7 protein-coding genes and 2 pseudogenes (1 of these 9 cut by a window edge) are annotated in these 19,335 nt (G+C 71.8%); 2 read left to right on the forward strand and 7 right to left on the reverse strand.

The window, feature by feature from the left end; all coding sequences use genetic code 11:
* The 6 genes in view from CLT72_RS10380 to CLT72_RS10405 are tightly spaced (each overlapping or abutting the next) and all read right to left on the reverse strand, a layout consistent with a single transcriptional unit that may run on beyond the window.
* A protein-coding gene (locus tag CLT72_RS10380) for a non-ribosomal peptide synthetase (protein ID WP_101411183.1) crosses the window boundary here: on the reverse strand, positions 1-2,117 show its 5' portion. 4,228 nt of this gene lie to the left of the window's left edge; the window shows 2,117 of its 6,345 coding nt (coding positions 1-2,117); it begins with the start codon at positions 2,115-2,117; the stop codon falls past the left edge of the window.
* Entirely contained in the window at positions 2,114-3,121 is a 1,008-nt protein-coding gene (gene sbnB / locus CLT72_RS10385) for a 2,3-diaminopropionate biosynthesis protein SbnB (RefSeq protein ID WP_101411185.1), read from the reverse strand. The genes CLT72_RS10380 and sbnB overlap by 4 nt, the downstream gene beginning before the upstream one ends.
* Positions 3,115-5,271, reverse strand: a complete 2,157-nt coding sequence (locus CLT72_RS10390) for a lantibiotic dehydratase (RefSeq protein WP_144082230.1) — start codon at positions 5,269-5,271, stop codon at positions 3,115-3,117. The genes sbnB and CLT72_RS10390 overlap by 7 nt, the downstream gene beginning before the upstream one ends.
* Positions 5,268-10,544 (reverse strand): type I polyketide synthase, encoded by a 5,277-nt coding sequence (locus tag CLT72_RS10395; RefSeq protein ID WP_101411189.1) that lies wholly within the window; start codon positions 10,542-10,544, stop codon positions 5,268-5,270. Before CLT72_RS10395 ends, CLT72_RS10390 begins: the two co-directional genes overlap by 4 nt.
* Entirely contained in the window at positions 10,541-15,490 is a 4,950-nt protein-coding gene (locus tag CLT72_RS10400; RefSeq protein ID WP_101411191.1) for a non-ribosomal peptide synthetase, read from the reverse strand. Before CLT72_RS10400 ends, CLT72_RS10395 begins: the two co-directional genes overlap by 4 nt.
* Positions 15,487-16,416 carry an ornithine carbamoyltransferase gene (locus CLT72_RS10405; RefSeq protein ID WP_474608590.1) on the reverse strand — a complete coding sequence of 310 codons (930 nt, stop codon included), beginning with the start codon at positions 16,414-16,416 and terminating at the stop codon, positions 15,487-15,489. Before CLT72_RS10405 ends, CLT72_RS10400 begins: the two co-directional genes overlap by 4 nt.
* A gap of 315 nt (positions 16,417-16,731) precedes the next feature.
* Here CLT72_RS10405 and CLT72_RS32640 point away from each other — a divergent pair.
* Positions 16,732-17,039 (forward strand): annotated as a pseudogene (locus tag CLT72_RS32640) (transposase); the annotation flags it as partial.
* Between the two features lie 157 nt (positions 17,040-17,196).
* Here the strand turns inward: CLT72_RS32640 and CLT72_RS32645 are convergent.
* Positions 17,197-17,448: pseudogene (locus CLT72_RS32645) on the reverse strand (transposase); the annotation flags it as partial.
* 280 nt (positions 17,449-17,728) lie between these two features.
* On the opposite strand from CLT72_RS32645, the gene CLT72_RS10420 reads away from it, so the two are divergent.
* Positions 17,729-18,829, forward strand: a complete 1,101-nt coding sequence (locus tag CLT72_RS10420; protein ID WP_101411197.1) for an SAM-dependent methyltransferase — start codon at positions 17,729-17,731, stop codon at positions 18,827-18,829.
* The last annotated feature ends 506 nt before the right edge of the window (positions 18,830-19,335 follow it).

The following is a 19,335-nucleotide window of genomic DNA, read 5'->3' on the forward strand; positions in this document are numbered from 1 at the left end:
ACGGTCACCGCCCCCTCGGCCACCGCGCGCAGCATCACCGCCGCGTCACGCGGCGCGTCGGGCGGGGCGACGACCACGGTGCCGCCACTGATCAGCGGGCCGAACATCTCCCAGCCCGCGGCGTCGAAGGTCAGCGCCGTCTTCTGCAGCACCCGGTCGCCCGCGCCGAGTCCGAGCCGGTTGACCGGCCACCAGACCCGGTTGGCGATGCCGCCGTGGGTGACGACCACGCCCTTGGGCCGCCCGGTCGAGCCGGAGGTGTACATCACGTACGCCGCGTGTTCCGCCGCAAGCCGGACCTGGGGGAACGGGACGCCGCGCGCTGATCCGTCCACCGTGAGGATTGTGACTCCGAGCTCCGCCAACCGTCCGGTGTCGGCCGGGGCCGCGAGCAGGGTCCGTACGCCCGCGTCGGCGACGATCGTCTCGATGCGCGCCCGCGGGTGCTCGGGGTCGAGCGGGACGTAGCAGCCCCCGGCCCGCCAGACCGCCAGCAGGGCCACCACCGCGGCGGCGCCCCTCGGCAGGTGGACCCCGACCGGGGTTTCCGGCCCGACCCCCCGCTCGGCCAGCCGGGCGGCCAGCGACTGCACCTGGTCCAGCAGCTCCCGGTAGGTCAGGGAGGTGCCGCCGTCCTCGACCGCCACGGCGTCCGGGGTGCGGGCGGCCTGCGCGGCGACGAGTTCGGGCAACAGCGCCGGTGGCGTCCCGGTCCCGCCGGTGACTGCCGACCTGGCGGTGACCGGTACCTGGCCCACCGCGAGCGCCGGGTCCGCCGTGAGCCGGTCCACCAGCTCGACGTACGTGGTCAGCAGGTCCGTGGCCGTCGACTCGTCGAACAGCGCGGTGGAGTATTCGAGCTCGACCCGCAGGGCGCCCTGGGCGGCCGGTACGACGTGCACGGTGAAGTCGAGCAGCGACCCCTGCGGCGTGATCGGCAGCGCGGGCCGCACCCGGTAGGCGTTGTTCTCCTGCGTCGGCATGTTGAAGCCGACCTGGGCCAGCGGCGGCTGGTTGGGACTGTGCGTCGGGCTGGTCTCGCGCACCACCACGGCGAACGGCACGCCCTGGTGCTCCAGGGCCTCCGCCACCCGGTCACGGAGCTGGGGCAGCAGCGTCTGGAAACTCTCCCGGCTGGTGACCGTGGCGCGGATCGGCACCACGTTGACCAGCATGCCGATCATCCGTTGCAGCTCGGGCCGGACCCGACCGGACACGCTGGCCCCGACGATGAGATCCGAGTCGCCGGTGTAGCGGTGCAGCAGCACGAAGTAGGCCGCGAGCATCGTCATGTAGGTGGTCGCGCCGGACGCGCGGCCGACGGCGTGCACCCGGTCCACGACCGCCCGTGGCACGTCCCGGTGGATGGTCGCGCCGGAGAGGTCGCGGTGCGCCGGCCGGGGCCGGTCGGTCGGCAACGCCAGCGGATCGGGCAGCGCCGCGAGCCGTCCGCGCCAGTAGTCCAGGTCGGCCTTCGCGCCGCCGTCGCGGATCTGTTCCCGCTGCCAGACGGCGAAGTCGAGGAACCCGACGGGCGGCGCACTCCCCCCGGTCGCCATGTCGTCGATGACGAGGGCGAGCGACGCGGCGTCCAGGGCGATGTGGTGCGCGGCGAACAGGGCCAGCCGGCGCCCCGAGGGCGTGGTGATGACCGCGGCCCGCCACAGCGGCGCCTGGTCCAGCCGGTACGGCCGGGCGGTGACGGCCAGGGCGGTGGCGAACACGCCGTCGGGACCGTCCCCGTCCGCCGCCGTCAACTCTTCCACCTCGACGGGCACCTCGGCGGCCACGGTCAGCAGCGGTCTGCCGTCGGCGTCCGCCTGGATCGCCATCCGCATCGCGTCGTGGCGCTCGACGACCCCGCGCAGCGCCCTCACGAAGCTCGCCGCGTCCGTGCCGTCGGCCATCCAGTCGGCGGCGACCACGTTGAACAGCGGCACGTCACCAGCGATCTGGTGCAGGTGCCAGACCGCCTCCTGGGCGTACGAGAGCGGCACCGGATCGTTGCCGCGCCGGCGCGGCAGTGTCGCCGGCGCCGGTATCGGTGCGCCCACGCCCCCGCCCTTGATGATCTGGGCGAGCAACTGCCGCTGGAGCGGCGAGAGTTCGGCACTCACGACAGGTCCTCCTTCGCCGGGACGAAGTTCTCGATCCGCGCGCCGAGGCCCGTGTCCCGGGCGATCTCGACGACCAGCCCGGCCACCGCCAGGTCGAGCACGCCGAGCCCGAACGGAGAGACGACGGTGACCCGGTGCGGATCCCTCGGGGGAGTCTGCGGCCGGGCCGCGAGTTGACCGATGGTGGCGGCGATGAAGTCGTGGTGACCGACCTGTCGTGCGGCGACGTCGACCGACGTGGCGGCACGCAGCACGTGGTCGACGTCGTCGACCACGTTGACCGCCTCGAGAACGGCGTCGGGCAGCACGTCCCGCAGCGAGACGTGCAACACCAGCGTGCCCGGCCGCAGCAGCCGGGTGTCCAGGTACGGCGTCAGCGCGTTGGTCGCGACACTCACCAGGGTGTTGCGGCCCAACGCCCGCCCCTGGTCCGTCTCGACGTGCACCGTGAGGGAGGGCAGGACCTCCGCGCACCGGGCCTGGAACGTGGTGGCCCGCTCCGTGCTGACGTCGTGCACCGTGACGTCGGTGAGGCCGGGGACGACCTGGCTGAGGAACCGCAGCACGGCGAAGTTGATGACCCCGCAGCCCAGCAGGGTCACCCCGGCCTGGTCGGTCTCGGCGGGCAGGAGCCGGGCCGCCAGGGCGGCACTGGCGGCCGTACGCCAGGCGGAGACCCGGGCGCCTTCGAGCAGCACCTCGGGCTGCCCGGTGCGCATCGAGTTGAGGATGATGGCGGACGACGCCCGCGGCACCCCCTGCCCGATGTTGGCCGGGAACGACGAGATCCACTTGACCCCGGCCGTCGGCTCCGGGCCGCCCAGGTACGCCGGCAGCGCGATGATCCGGTTCCGGTCGTCGTCGGGGAACCGGAGGAACACCGAGTGCGGCAGCGCCGACCGCCCCGCCTCGTGTGCGAGGTACGCCTGCTCCACCGCATGCAGCACCTCGGCCTCCCTGCCGTGCAGGGCCGCGCGCACGTCGGTGCTGGTGAGGATCAACATGGGTTCTCCGTTCGCCCTGCGTCAGCCAGGCCGGGCAGCACCCGCGCCTTACGGTCCACCGCGACCATGCGGAACTCGCTGGTGTAACGCCGTCCTGCCGCGTCCCGCAGCCACAGCTGGTCGGGGCCGGGCAGCATCTCCTGGAGGACGACCGGCCCCCGGGCGGCCCGCCGCCAACTGCGAGCCAGGTTCGTCACCAGCAGCGGCGCGTCACGATCGACGTAGAACGGCTTCGGTTCACCCGGCAGTTGCGCGAACAGGTGCCGTGGCAGGCCCCGCTCGGTGAGGAAGTCGCTGAGCACCTCGGGCCGGTAGCCACGGGCACCGAGCACCTTCGGCGGCAGGTCGTCGACCGCGAATGCCCAGGTCGCCCGCCGGATGACCAGGTCGTCCAGGGTGATCCGCGGGCCGGGCCCGGGAATCCGGAACCGGTTGACCGTGATGGCCGAGAGGAACTCGCCGAAGAACTCGGCGACCGGCAGCTCCCACCGCCCGTCCCGGGGGCCGGCGGTGAGCCCCTCGTCCCGGTCCCGGACGACGAGTCCCGTCGCCGGCAGGACCGACACACCGTCCGGGGCGCCCATGTCCGTGCTGTGCGCCCAGTACAGGTACCGGTCGGGCACGTGCACGGTCAGCGGCGGATACCGACGCGAGTCGATCTGCGGCCCGTACGGGTAACTCGGCACGATCCGGCCACCGGCCATGTCCCGGGCCGTCAGCTCCACCAGTCGCCCCGGCTCGTCCGCGAGGGTGTGGAAGAACCGCGACTCTAGGGTGTTCATGGCGGTGTGCAGCTCACCGAGGACCCAGAGCGGCCGCCCCCGGCCCGTGGCGAGCATGAGGTCGGGACTGTGCTGCCGGGCCGCCGCCCAGCCGGGCTCGCACGGGGGAAAGAGCCGGTCGACCAGCGCCTCGATGTCCTCGCTGGCCAGTTGGACCGGATCGGGGCCGGTCGCGTCGCGCAGGATCTCCGACCACCGCAGCCGAAAGTCCTCGCCGATCTCGTCGATGAGCGTACCGGGGGCGCCGGCCAGGACGTCCGCCGCGGCGATGTGCAGATCGGAGAGGAGGACGGTCTCCCGCCGGTGCCGCAGCTCCGCGTACGTCTCGCACAGCCGCTCGTCCACGGCCGCCCGCACCTCGGCGGTCAGCCACCGCGCCGATTGCAGGAGCAGCCCCAGCGGCTCCGCCACCTGGTCGACCAGCCCGGCGGGCACCACCGCGTCGAGGTCCCGACGGCAGTCGACGTACGCGAGGGTGCGTCCGGCCGCCGCCTCGTCCTTGGTCCGCTGGGCGGTCTGGCCGGCGAGTTCGGCGAACCGCCGTTCCACCGCGGACAACACCGGAGCCAGTTCCGCCGGCTGCCGGACGAACCGCTCGGCCGCCGCGAGCTGGTCGATGAGGCCGGTCAGGTCCGCGACCGCCTGGTCGCGGGCCCCGCTCTCCGGCAGCTTCACCAGTTGGGCCAGCAGTTCCCGCTCCGGATGCGCGCACGGCGGCAGCACGAACTCGGCGACGACGATCCGGTGCGCGACCAGTCCGGCCAGGGCCGACCGCTCGTCGGCGTCGAGGTCGGCCTCGGTGCAGCCGGCCCTGGCGAGACGGTCCAGCAGGGCGAGCTGCGCCGGCGCCAACGCCAGCGGCACCTGGAACGGCCGGTACGCCTGTCCCTCGTGGACGCTGACGCTGGGCACCCGTCGCACCGGCAGGTGCGGCCGGATGGCGGGATCCTCGGCCCACCGCTGCGCCAGCGCGCGCACCGCCCACAGTTCGAACGAGGCGCTGGTGCTGCGCACCCCCGCCGTCCCGGTCACCTCCAGCGAGTCGCCGGCACCACCGAAGGTGGCCCAGCCGACCGGCCCGAAGAAGCCGATGCTGTCGTTCTTCGCGCAGTACCGCTGGGCGTACCTGGTCAGCACACCCGCCCGGTACGAGGTGAGCGCGGAGCCGGGCCGCCGCGCCCACTCGGCCACTGCCGGGTTCTGCCAGGTGAGCGCGGCCAGGAAGTCCGGCTCGGCCAGCAGCTCCCGGACGGCGGCGAGCCCGTCCTCGGCGAAGCCGGCGAGCCAGTCGAACGGCATGCCGGCGGCACGTACCGGGGCCACCGGCCACAGCGCCCAGTCACTGGTGAGCACGACGGGTTCGTTCACCGAAGTCCCTGCTCCCGCAGCAACGTGGCCAGTGCCGCGATCGTCGGGTAATCGAAGATCGCCCCGATCGAGAGCTCCACCTGGAACGTCTCCCGGATGGCGGAGATCAGCGCGATGGCGGTGAGCGAGTTGCCGCCGACCGAGAAGAAGTCGACGTCCATGCCGATGTCCGGGTCGCCGATCGCCTCGACCCACAGCGCCTTCATCCGGGACTCCAGGCTGTTCGCGTCGCCCGGCCCGGCGGTGGCCGCCACCGGTCCGGCCGACGCCATCCCCGCGACCGTGTCGGCCAGTGCCTCGGCGGCCGCGGCGGAAGCCACCGCCGTCGGGCGCTGATCGACGACGGGAGCGGTCGGCCCCGGCCGTTCGGGCGTCTCGCGGCCGCGCAGCGGCTGGGCATTGCTCTCCACGAGCACCTGCCCGGGATGCCGGGCACCGAGGATGGCCAGGGTCAGCGCGACCCCCAGCCGGGGCGGGATCCCGTCGGCCGCCCCGCTCTCCCCGCCGCCGGCCGGGGCGGTCACCTTCGTGCCGGGTTGTATCTGGCGCAGGGTGTACCCGGTCGCCACACAGAGCGGCTGCCCGTCGAACCCGAGCAACTCGAGATCCGCCCGGATCACACCCGGCCCGCTGGGCTTGCGCCGCACATGCACGAACACCTCCGCCGGCAACCGGCCGTGGAAGACGATCGACTCGCAGCAGAACGGCAGGTGGAAGCCGTCGTCGGGCCGCCGGAACGCCGTCGACGCCGAGTCCAGCAGGGTGGGATGCACCGGGTGCACCGCCAGGTCGTCGGCGAACTCCTCGGGCAGTCGCAGCTGCACCAGCAACTCGGAGGTCTCCTCCGGCGTCCGGGTCCAGGTGGCGACGGTGTTGTCCCACCTGCGGCCGAGGTGGAACAGCCTCGGCCCGTCAGCCTCCGACTCCATCAGCTCGTGGGTGAAGGACGAGCGCAGCTCCCCGATCGGCCGGGGCCCGCCCGGCTCACCCGCCGCGGCGACCCGGGCGCTGGCATGCCGTACCGCCGGGGCGCCCGGGTCGCTGCCCGAACGCGACCACGACTCCAGGGTGCCGTCGGTGTGCAGCCGGATCTCCACCCGTCGCTCGTCCTCGGTGGCGAGGACCTGGTGGTAGACCACGTCGGTGAGCCGCACCGGCAGGTCCCGCCCGGTCAGCTCGCAGTAGCCGCGCAGCATGAGGTCCAGCTGACCGGTCCCGGGCAGGATCGCCGCGCCCTCCAGCCGGTGCTCGTCCATGATGGGGCTGAGCGCCGGACCGATCGTGGTCGACCAGGTCCGCACCCCGTACTCGGCGGCCATCCCGACCTCCGCCCAGGACGGCCAGTTGATGGAGACCGCGGGCACCCCCGCCCGGCGCAGCGTCACGGCGTACGCGTCCTGGAAGGCGTTCGCGGCGGCGTAGTCCGCGCTGCCGACGAGCCCGTCATGGGCGGCCCGGCTGGAGAAGCAGGCGAAGAAGTCGAGTGGCGGGCCGGACCGCAACGCCTCGTCGAGCACCACCGTCCCCCGGACCTTGGGGCTGAGCACCGCCGCGACGTCGTCGGGTTCCCGCAGCCGAACCAGGCCGTCGCCAGGCAACCCGGCCAGATGGAAGACCCCGTTGACCGGCCCGAACCTGGACACCGTGACGTCGAGGGCCCGCCGCAGTCCCCGGCGGTCGGCGACGTCGCCGGTCAGGACGCGGACCTGTGCGCCAAGTCCGGTGATCTCCGCGAGCTGGGCGCGCAGACGCTCGGAGCGTTCGTCCGTCGCGTCGTCGTCCAGGCCGGTGCGGCTCAGCAGGATCAGCCGGGGCTGCAGCCCGGTGCCGGCGAGACCGCGCGCCAGCGCCATGCCGAGTCCGCCGGTGCCGCCCGTGATCAGGTAGACCCCCTGGCGCCGCAGCGGCGACGGCGACTCCCACGGCGCCGCGTCGAATGCCACCTGGGTCGGCACCCAGCGCCGCGTACCGCGCAGCGCGACGACCTCGTGCCGCCGCCACTGGCCCAGCTCGCACGCGAGCTCGTGGTCGGCGGGCAAGGCCACGTCCACCACGCGGCAGCCCAGCTCGGGCGCCTCCTTCGCCAGCGAACGGGCGAACCCGACGAGCATCGCGGCGGTCGGGTCGAGCGGCTCGGCGCCCGTGACGTCGACCGCTCCCCGGGTGAGCACCAGAAGGCCCGCCGCGCCGCCCGCCGGCAGGGCGGCGACCGTCTGGGCGGTGACGAAGAGGCTGGTGAAGCCGGCCTCCACGGCCCGGTTCACGCCCGCGCTGGTCAGTGCGGGGTTGGGCCCAGCGGTGAAGGCGTGCACCACGAGCGTGACCGGTGTCCCCCGGCCGGCCAGCGCGGCCAGCACCCGGTCCAGGTCGACCCGGGAGCCGGGGCGGATCCGGAATTCCGCGCCCACCTCGGCGTACGCCTCCGCCGGCCGGGCGATCGCCACGGCGGCGCCGGCCTGCTGCACCGCCAGTACGACGGGAAGGCTGTCCGCCTCGGACGCCGGTGCCAGGAGCAGGCACAGCCCCGACACGGCGCTCCTCGGCAGCGCCTGCGTCTCGGTCCACACCACGGTCGACAGTGGTGTCCCGGCCTCGGTCGGCTCACCGTTGACCGGCAGGGCCGCCTCGACCGCCGGGACAGCCGCCACCGCCGGGGGCGTCGTCAGTGCCGGTGCGTCCACCCAGTGCCGGCGCCGCTGGTAGGGGTAGCCCGGCAGCGGCACCCGTCGGACCGGGCCGGCGTCGTCCGGCTCGGGCCACTCGACGTCGTGTCCGTCGACCCAGAGTCGCGCCACCACCGCCAGCAGCCCGGCGAGGTCCGTGTCGGTTCGCGGCAGGGCCGGCGTGAACGAGGAGCCCGGTCCCCCGGTTCCCCTGCCGAGGTCACTGAGCACGCGGCCCGGCCCGACCTCGAGCACGCGGCGTGGCCCGTCGGCGAGCACGGCGGCCACGGCCCGGTCGTACCGGACGACGCCGGCCACCTGGTCGGCCCAGAAGTTCGGGTCGACAGCCTGGTCCTCGCCGATCAGACCGCCGGCGGCGGCGGAGTAGAACGGGATCGTCGGCGCCGACAGCTCGACTCCGTCGAACGCGGCGGCGAACTGCACGGCGGCCGGGATCATCAACGGGCTGTGGAAGGCGCCGGCGGTCGGCAGGACCGTGGCCAGGATCTTGCGGCTCTGCAACGCGGACCGCGCGGCGAGCACGTCGTCGCGGCTGCCGCTGAGGACGACCTGTCGGGGTTCGTTCACCACGGCCACCGTCAGGCCGGCCAGCAGTTCGGTGGGGAGGTCGTCCAGGGGAGCGGCCACCGCCAGCATCGCACCCGTCGTGATGGCGGACATGGCCCGGGCCCGCGCCGCCACCAGGGCCACCCCGTCGGCCAGCGAGAACACCCCGGCCGTCACGGCGGCGGCCAGCTCACCGACGCTGTGCCCGAGCACCGCCCCGGGACGGACCCCCCGGGCCCGCAGGGCACACACCAACGCGTACTCGACGGCGAAGAGGGACGCCTGGGTCGCGACGGTGCCGGTCAGCCGCTCCGGGTCGCCCGAGAGCCAGTCCTCCCGGACCTCGATCCCGTGCGTCCCGAACAGGTCGAGCACCTCGTCCATGGCGTCGGCGAAGGCCTTGTCCTCGCGGTAGAGGCGGTGTCCCATTCCGGCCCGCTGGGAGCCCTGGCCCGGGAAGGCGAAGACCAGGTCCCGCCGCTCCGCGCCGGCTCCCCGCAGCACGCCGTCGTCGGCGGCAAGTCGCTCGGCGGCCACCGCCGGGTCGTCCGCGACGATCGCGGAGCGCAGCGGGTACGGCCGCCGACCGTGCTGCAGGGTGTGCACCGCCGCGGGGAACGTCTGCGGGTCGTGGTCGGTGAAGTACCGGGCCAGGTTCTCCTGGTACTGCCGCCCGGCGACCTCGCTCTGCGCCGACCAGACCACGATCCGGGGTTGTGCCCGCACCGGCTGCGGTGCGCGCACCGGGGGCTCCTCGATGACCACGTGGGCGTTCGTACCCCCCACGCCGAAGGAGCTGACCCCGCCGACCAGGGGCACTCCGGGTGCCCGGGTCAGCGGCGTGAGCCGGTCGGCGATGACGAACGGCGTCGAGTCCAGGTGCAGCTTGGGGTTCGCCTCCTGGAAGTTCACCGTGCCGGGAAGGGCACCGTGCCGGAGGGCGAGGACGCCCTTGATCAGCGAAGCGATGCCCGCCGCATGACCAAGGTGTCCGATGCTCGACTTGACCGAGCCGAGCGCCACCGTGGTCCCGGTGCCGTCGCCCATCGCCTGCAGCGCGCGATGCAGCGCCGCCACCTCGATCGGGTCCCCGAGCGGGGTGCCGGTGGCGTGGCATTCGACGAACGCCAGTTCACTCGCGGTCACCTCGGCCATGGCGAACGCCTCGGCCAGCATCGTCGCCTGGCCGATGACGGAAGGGGCGGTGAAACCGGCCTTCGCCGATCCGTCGTTGTTGAGTGCGGTGCCCCGTAGGACGGCATGCACGGTGTCGCCGTCGGCGAGCGCGTCGCTGAGCCGCTTGAGCACCACGGCGCCGGCGCCGGTGGAGAAGAGCGTGCCGTCGGCCTTGCCGTCGAAGGGCCGCACGTGGCCGTCGCGGGAGAAGGGGCTGCCCTGCGTCCACAGGTAGCCGTGCCCGAACGGCATCTCCACCTCTGCGCCACCGGCGACAGCCAGGTCGCACTCCCCGTTACGCAGCGCCTGGCTGGCCAGGTGCACGGCGACCAGGGAGCTCGAACAGGCCGTGGAGACGGAGATCGCCGCCCCCCGCAGGTTCATCTTGTACGCGGCGGTGATCGCGACGTAGTCGGTGTTGTTCAGGGAGGTCAGCGCGAAGCTCGTGCTCGCCGCAGCGTCGCCGGTCAGGCCCAGGTTGTCGACGTACCGGTTGGTGCCGGCGGAGCCGTAGACCGCGATGGTCGCCTCTTCGCGGTACGGGTCGTAACCGGAGTGCTCCAGCGCCGCGTGCGCGCTCTCCAGGAACATCCGGATCTGCGGGTCGGTGAAGTCGGCCTCCTTCGGCGTGTAGCCGAAGAGCGCCGAGTCGAAGTCCTGGACCCCCGGGGCCGTGGCCACGGCCTTGACGTAGTCCGGATGCCGCAGCATCTCCTCCGAGACCCCGTACGCGCGCAGTTCGTCGTCCGTGGGGAACTGGACGCTCTCCACCCCGTCCCGCAGGTTGGCCCAGTACTGGTCGAGATCCGCCGCTCCCGGGAATCGGGCAGCCATCCCGACGATCGCGATGTGGTGCCGGTCGCTCATGACATGTCCCTTCGCAATGTCTCGCGTATCCGCAGCCGGCGCGCGGAGTCCAGAGAGACCGGTCGCCTGACGGAACGGACCTCGACCGCTGCCTCCTGCTCGCCCGCGACATAGGCGGCGAGCGATCGAACCGTCGGAAGTTCGAAGAGTTTGAGCACCGGCACAGGGCGTCCGAGGCGCTCCTCCAGTGCCTGCTGTACGCCGATCGCCAGCAGCGAGGTGCCACCGAGGTCGAAGAAGTTGACCTCGCGGCCAACCTGCGCGACGCCCAGCGCCTCCTGCCAGGTGCGGGCGATCGTCTCCTCGACGGCCGTGGCGTAGACCGGAGCGGGGGTGTCTTCCGAGGCTCCGTTGCCGTCGGGCCGCCAGGCCGGCAGGCGGGTCCGGTCCGGCTTGCCGTTGGCGGTCAACGGCAGCTGGTCCAACCGCACCACCCCCACCGGCAGCATGTGCGCCGGCAGCAGGGTACGCAGGTCCGCTCGCAGCCGGGCGGTGGACACGGTCTGGCCGTCGACGGAAGTGAGATAGCTGACCAGGCGTGCCTCGTCACCCGAGCCCACCAGCACGGTGATGCAGTCGGTCACGTACGACAGGCTCCGGGCCGCCACGTCCACGTCCTGGAGTTCGACCCGGTATCCGGCGATCTTGACCTGGCCGTCGTCCCGGCCGAGCACCTCGATCATGCCGTCCGGCAGCGCCCGACCCAGGTCGCCGGTGTGGTATTCCGGACCGCACCCCTCGGCGAGCAATTCGCCGCGTACCACGATGCGACCGCGCTCCCCCACCGCGGCCGGACGGCCGTGCCCGCCCAGCACGATGACACCGCCGCCGTGGATGCCGGAATCGACCGGTATCCGGCGATCCGGTCGACCCACCGGCTGACCCGGCCGGATCACCGACCAGGCCGCGACCTGCGGAGTTTCGGTGGCCCCGTAGGCGTTGACCACCGTCACCCCCGGGGCCGACCGTCGGATTCCGGTGACGTCATCGGCGAAGAGCTGGTCGCCCGCGACGACGGCGAGACGCAGGTGCGGCAGCGGCAGATTCGCGACCAGGAGCAGCCGCAGCAGCTGTGGCGTCAGGTGGACGACGGTGACGCGCTCCCGGACGAGCCAGGCGTGCAGCTCGTGCGGGGAGCGGATCACCTCCTCGGGCGGTACGCAGAGCGAGGCACCGACGGTCAGCGGCGCGAAGACGTCCCGCAGCAACGGGTCGTGGCCGAGACCGGAGAGTAGGGCGAACCGGTCGGCCGGCCCGAGGCCGAGCTCCGCGGTGTAGCGGGCCAGGAAGTAGGCCAGTGGGGCGTCGCCGGCCCGCACGACGCGCGGTCTGCCCGTCGTACCCGAGGTGAAGCCCACGTGACCGGCCGGGCCGGCCACCGGGGAGAACGGGTCACCGCCGCGGACCGGGCCGACCTGGATCACGGTCGGGGCGATCGCGGCGAGAGCGGACGGCAGATCACCCTCGACGAGGATGGCTCGGGCCTGCGCGATCTCGCGGAGTTGCGCCACCAGTCGGGCGGGCGGATATCCAGGGTCCAGGACGCAGAACCGCGCGCCGACCGACGAGACGGCGAGCAACGCCGCGACCAGTGCGACGCCCCGCGGCGCGAACACCGCTACGAGGTCCCGACGGTGCACCTCGCCGAGCGACAGGTCCTGGGCGATGGCGCCGACCCAGTCGCCGAGCTCGCGATAGGTGAGCGTGCCGCCGGACGCGCTCAGGGCCGTCGCCTCCGGCACGCGCTGCGACTGCTCCGCGAAGCGCGTGCTGACCACAACCTTTCCGGCGTGATCCGGCCCCGGGGTCAGGAGCGCGGCAGGTGCCGACGCACCGCGACCGGCGCCCAGGACCTGCCCGTCGAGCGGCAGCTCGGGGTCGATCGACATCGCTGACAGAAGCTCGATGAACTGGTCGAGCAGTTCCGCGCTGAGGCGGGGCTCGATCGTCGCCCGGTCGTGCACGACGGTCACCGCGATCCGGTCACCGTGATCGGTGAGGTAGACGTTCAGGTCGAAGATCGCCCCCGCCGGGTCCTGGTCGATCACGCGGGTGGTGAGGCCGGGCAGCTCCGGGGCGATGTCCGGGCCGCCGAGGAAGTTGAACCAGGAGGTGAAGGACAGGTCCGTCCCGCGCCTGCGCAGATGGTGGTGCAGCACCTCGAAGGGCACGTCCGGGTTGGCGGCCGCATGCGCCACCGCCGCTCTCGCTGCGCGAATCAGGTCCGCGTACGAGGGCGCCTCGGGCAGGATCACCCGCAGCGCGGCGGTGCTGACGAAGAACCCCACGAGTGATTCGGTGCCCGGCACGGTACGGGCACCGAACGGCGCCCCGATCAGGATCTCGTCCTGCCCGCTCCACCGACGCAGCAGGCCGGCGTAGGCGGCCAGCAGCGTCACGAACATGGTGCTCCGGTACTCGGTCGCCAACTCCCTGAGCTCGGCCGTCCGGTCTGCGCCGAGGTCACGGCGGTGGGTGACCGTCCCGGACAGGTCGTCAGCCGGGGCTGGGAAGCGCTCTGCCGGGGCGCAGCCGTCCAGCCGATCGACGAGTTCGGCGAGCTGCCCGTCGTAGGCTCCGGCCGCGAGGCGACGAGCCTGCCAGGCGCTGTAGTCGAGATAGGTCAACGAGCCCGGTGGCTCGGCCGGCGGAGGGCCCCCGGCGACGACGGCCCGGTAGTGCCGGCCCAGGTCGTCGAGGATGATCCGGACGCTCTGCCCGTCGGCGACGAGATGATGCAGGGTGAGCACCAGCCGGGACTCCGCATCAGGCAGCCGGACCAGGGCGGCCCGCAGCAGCGGCGGCCGGGCCAGGTCGAACGGACGCCGGATCTCGGCGGTGATCCACTCCTCGGCCTCCTGCGGGCCGGCCACCTCGACCTGACGCAACGGCGGTGCGACCGGGTCCTGCACCCGCTGCCGGGGCCGGCCGTCATGGACCTCGAACGCCGTGTGCAGCGCGCGGTGACGGCGAACCAGACCAGCGACGGCGGCAGTCAACGCGGGCACGTCCACCTGTCCGCGCAGAGCGAGAACGACCGGGATGTTGTACGCCGAGGAGGCATTGTCCGTCTTGTCCAGCAGCCACAGTCGCTGCTGCTCGGGAGCGAGCGGACCGACCAGGGCGGCGGGGTCGACCGGAACCGGTTCGGCAGCGACGGCCCGGCTGACCAGTCCGGCCAGCTCGCCGAAGGTGGGCTGGGTAAAGAGCACACCGGGCGGCAGCTCCACGCCCAGCTCGGCGCGGACCCGGATCACCAGCTCCGCCGCGCGGAGCGAGTCTCCACCGCAGTCGAAGAAGTCGTCGGTGCCGCGTACGCGGTCGACGGCGAGCAGTTGCGACCAGATCCGCCGCAGCGCCTCGCGATGACCGTGCGCGGTCTCCTCGGCCGGCACCGCCTCGAACCCTCCGGCGGCCACCTCGGACCGCAACGCGGTCAGGTCGACCTTGCCGCCCGAGGTCGTCGGCAGGACCGGCACGACCGCCATCACGGTCGGCACCATCGCCCGGGGCAGGCGAGCGGCGATCCACCGACGTACCTCGGCGATGTCCAGCTCGGCGGTCGGATCGGCCGCGACCAGATAGGCTGCGAGCACCGTCCGCGCGTCGTGTTCGAGCAGGTCCACCCGGGCCGCGCCCACGCCTGGGCAGTCGGCCAGGGCGGTCTGCACCTCCGCGAGACTCACCCGGACGCCGTTGACCTTGACGACGTCGTCGAGGCGCCCTCGGTGCACCAGAACGTCGTCGGCGTTGTAGCTGACGACGTCTCCGGTGCGGTAGAGGCGGGCTCCCGGCGGCCCGTTCGGAGCGGGCACGAAGCGGGCTGCGGTCGCGGCCGGATCGCCCAGGTACCCGCGCGCGACCTGATCACCACCGAGGTACAACTCGCCGTGCCGCACCGGCTGCAGGTCATCGTCCAGCACCAGCGCCTCGGTCGAGGCGAAGGGCGTGCCGATCGGCACGCTGCCCTGGGCGTAGCCGGCGTCGGCGTCCGTCTCGTACCAGGTGTTGTCGACCGTCACCTCGGTCAGACCGCAGGTGTTGAAGATCCGGACACCCGGGCCGGTGACTGCACGGGCCGCGCGGTACTCGGCGCCGGACCAGAGCTCGCCACCGACGACGAGGTGGGTCAGACTGTCCAGCCGCTCCCCGACGGCCGCCAGGTGCGCCACAAGCGGGCGGAGCACCGAGGGGGTGATCTCGACGTACTCGACGTCGGCGGCGCGGATGAGCCGGACCAGGTCCGGCGGGCTGAGCACCGTCTGCTCCGGGCACATCACCAGGCATCCGCCGGTGAGCAGGGTACGCGCGAAGTCGGCGGTGGCGACGTCGAAGCCGAAGCCGGCGAGCTGGAGGACCCTGGTCACCTTCTTCCCCACGCCGTACAGCCGGCGGTAGGAGTCGACCAGGGACAGCAGCGACCGGTGGCTGACGGCGACGGCCTTCGGCTGGCCGGTCGATCCGGAGGTATGGATGACGTAGGCCAGGTTGTCGGGGTGCACTGGTGCCGCCGGCGACGCCGCGGCACGGTCGCGGACGCCGTCTGCGCCACCGTCGTCGTCCTGTGCGCACAGATCGTCGACGACCAGGGCGGGAGCGCCCAGCGCGTCCGCTCGTCGGCGCAGTCCCGAATCGGTGAGGACAGCGGCCGGTCGCAGCTTGCCGCCGATCGACCGCAGCCTCCTACGCGGCGTGTGCGGGTCCAGGGCGATGTAGGCGGCACCTGACTGCCAGACACCGAGTACGCACGCTGGCAGCGCGGCCGAACGATCCACCATGATCGCGACGAGCGACTCCGGGCCGACTCCCTGGCCGCGCAGCAGTCCCGCCACCGCGTCCGCGCGGCGGTCGAGTTCCGCGTAGGTCAGGATCCGCTGGCCGTCGACCACCGCGGGTGCGCCCGGCCGGTCCGCGACGATCGTGCGGAACTGGCTGTGGCAACTCACTGGCTGTCAGTCCCGCCGACGCACCACTCCAGGACCGCCTTCGCGCTGTGGAACTTCTGCTCCGCTTGGCGGAAGGCGATGCTGCCCGGTCCGTCGAGGACTGCGCTGGTCACTTCCTCACCGCGGTGTGCCGGGAGGTCGTGCATGAACACCGCCTCCGGGTACCGGGCCATCAGTGCACCGTCGACCTGGAACGGCGCGAAAGTGTCCCGCCAGTTCGGATCCGGCTTGGACGTCCCCGTCGTCTGCCAGCGCGTGGTGTAGACGACGTCGACCTCGGACGGCCCGGCCGCCAGCTCGTGCGTCTCGGTGATGCTGCTGGCGTTGGCCTCCGCCGCGCGCTGGGCGCGGGCGAGCAACGCCGGCTCCAGCCCGTATCCCCTAGGGGTGGCCAGGCAGAGCCTGACGTCGCGGAACCGGGCCAGCGCGAGAGCCAGCGCGGCAGCCGTGTTGTTGCCCTCGCCCACGTACAGGACCCGGACGCCGTCGACTCGACCGATCTGCAATTCGATCATGGAGAGGTCCGCAATGGCCTGGGTCGGGTGTTCGTCGGCCGTCATCGCATTGATCACGGCCATGCCGTCCTGCACGGTGAGGGCGGCCAGTTCGGCCGGGTCTCCGGCGGTACGGACCACCAGCGCGTCCAGCATTGTGCCGAGCACCCGGGCCGTATCGGCCATGGTCTCGCCCGTGTTGAGCTGGAGATCGTGCGGTCCGTAGGCGATGTGGGCCGCACCGAGCCTCAGCGCCGCCGAAGCGAAGGCCGTCCGGGTCCGAGTCGAGGTCGCCCGGAAGTAGCTGCCGACGACCCGGCCGCGCAGCGCCTGCCCAACGGCCTCACCTTGCTCCGCATACCAGGCGGATCGCCGGACGAGCCGGTACAACTCGTCATCGCTCAGATTGTCAACCGAGGTGAGGTGTCGCACGCCGTACAGCCTGGCCGAGCAATGACCGGGCATCAACGCTACCGAAGAACGTTGGCGAGAACTCGTCAGCACCTTGACCAGCGCAGACGGATCACATCATCTCGACGCACGCCTGACGTGCACCTAGTGGCCCTGGCCTGGTGGTCCAGCGACGAAGTACGCCCCGTGCTCATGCTTGCCCTGCAGCCACCTCGGGCGACATCTAGCACACCCATCAGGCCCCAGCCCTGGTGGCGGTCAGCCACCAGGGCGTCACGGCCAGCCTGCGCGGGATGCTGCCCTCCTGGTGCCCCTGACCCATACCGGATACCCGACCTCATCGTCAATGAGAGCGGGTTCCTAGAGCAGGGCATGAAGTCGGCCGGGGTGCAGCGTCAGTACTCGGGCATGGCCGGACGGACGGAGAACTGCCAGCTCGGGGTGTTTCTGGCCTACGCCAGTTCGGCCGGGCGCACGCTGATCGACCGGGAGTTGTATCTGCCCCGCGGCTGGTGCGACGACCTCGCCCACGGTGAGGAGGCCGGCAGCGCCGTGAACGTCGAATTCACCACGAAACCTGCGCTGGGGCTGCGGATGGTCGAATGCGCCGGCCTGCCGGCGAGGTGGTGACCGCGGACGAGGCATAAGGGCAGGACTCAGGCCCGGGCGCTGGTGGAGTCGACACTGAGGTCCCAGGTGACACCGCCCGGCCGCGCAGGCGAGTACCTGCAATGCGGTGAGCACCTGCTGCCATGTCCCGCCACGCTGCCACCGCCGGAACAGGGCATACACCGCCGACCAGGACCCGTACTGCGGCGGCACGTCCCGCCACGGGGCACCCACCCGGATCCGCCACCGCTTCCCATCGATCAACTGCCGCCTACTCCACAACGACGGACGACCCGACCGCTTCGGCGCCGGCAGCAACGGCTGCAACACCGCCCACTGCACCTCGGTCAGATCGAACCGCCCCGTCACCGCTAGGGTGTCCACGAGGTCTCCGGTCTCAGGTTCTGCTTGGTCGCTGAACCATCTACCGGAGACCTCACGCACTTTCGAACTTCGACACGCCGAGCAGTCACACCAGCTCAGCCACCACCGCCGACTTCGACACAGGCCCTAGAAGACTGCGGTTTGCTTGAAGAACCTCAAGACAGTCAACTCGGCACTGATTCACCTTACTCGATCGATACGCCCCGAAGTGACGTCGGGCGGCAGGCCACCGCGATATCCTCCGGACTTGGAAGGCTGGCCGCGCTGGTCTTAGGCTGTCGCGACGCGCAGGCAGATCGCTCCGTCCGAGGGCGCAGCCCACACGATCTGGGGAAGGACCATGGCGTTCAGCCGAGAGACATACAACTACCGCGATGGCCGTATCGGCATCGCGGTTGACTCTTCACCTGAGTACGGCAGCCGCCCAGCCATCTGGCCCTCGGTCGGCGAATACCCAATCTACGATCCGTACCTCTACTACGCGATGAGCAACGACACCGTCCGGAACGACGCCTTCCGGGCGGCGCTACTGCCGGCCTGCCCGGGTCGTCGGGTGCTCGACATCGGCACTGGCGAGAACGTCCACTGGGCGCTGGAGGCTGCCCGTCAGGGGGCCAAGAGTGTCGTCGCCCTGGAAGCCATGCCAGGCAGCCACGCCGTGGCGACAGAGCGGCTGGCCCGGTCACCGGAGCGCGAGAAGGTCGAACTTCGCTACGGGCTCTCCTTCGACCACGACCTCGACCTCCGAGCGGACGTCTGCGTCGCAGAGCTTATCGGCTCGTTCGCCAGCTCGGAGGGGATGCTGGCGGCGATGGCGGACGCCCACGCACGCCTACTAAACCCTGGCGCGGTAGTCGTCCCGGCCGCCTGCGACACGCTCGTCGCACCGGTCTCCCTGCGCGAACTCTTCCCGGCGGGTCTCGCCTTCTCCAGCGACGCGCTGCCGTATCTGCGGCAGATCTTCGATTTCAACGGCGGCCCCTTCGATCTCCGCCTGACGGTCGTCAACCCCGATCCGAGCTGCGTACTGTCGAGCGGCAGGGCCGTCGAGCAGCTCCGGTTCGATCGTTCGGAGCCACTCGACGCTACGACCGAGGTGGAGCTCCGGATCGAGCGGGCCGGAAGGGTCGACGGGCTGCTGTGCTGGATTCGGCTGGACGCCAGTCCCGGCGCAGACACGACGATTGACTCGCTCCTGGACAAGACCAACTGGATGCCCGCCTATCTCCCGTTGTTCGATGAGAGCCTCGCCGTGTGCGAAGGCGACGTCATCACAGTGCGCTTCGAACGCCGGACGAGCCTCGACGGCGTCCATCCCGATTACCTGGTAGATGCCACGCTGACCAGATCCCTCGGAGTCGTCGCGGGGAGCTTCGTATCATACTATCGAGGGCGGTCGTTGGGCACCGCTGCCGTCTACCGGGAACTCTTCTTGTCCTGACCGCCTGCCAGTCGCTGACGACCTTGTGCAGGGCTGACGTTCCAAGGAGCAGCGCCGTCTCTTCAGACGTGTGGGGGTACGACATCTGCCCTACGCCTGTTTGCCGGGAACATTTTGGGCTTGCGTCGAAGTCAGTGCCAGGGCTTGAGGATCTTCGCGTGTCGGTGATCGAGATATGACGAGGTCTCCGGTAGATAGTTCAGCGACCAAGCAGAACCCGAATACCGGAGACCTCGTGGACACCCTAGCGGTGACGCGGCAGCATGACCTGGCACCTGATCCGCAACACGTTCCGGTTGACTTCCCGCAAGTACTGGTTGGCGGAGCCCAGCGAAGGGGACTGTTCAGAAATTTTCACAGCACTGTTACACGGCTGGCAGGGCCAGGAAGTCGAAACCGGCCCGCGATCCCACTCGGCGCCGACACGAACAGGGGCGCCCCGACGGCCGCCGGACCATTCGAAGCCGCAGGATCGCCGGAATCGGAGGCTGGGCGAAGTCGGCCTG

It is taken from the genome of Micromonospora sp. CNZ309 (assembly GCF_002846525.1).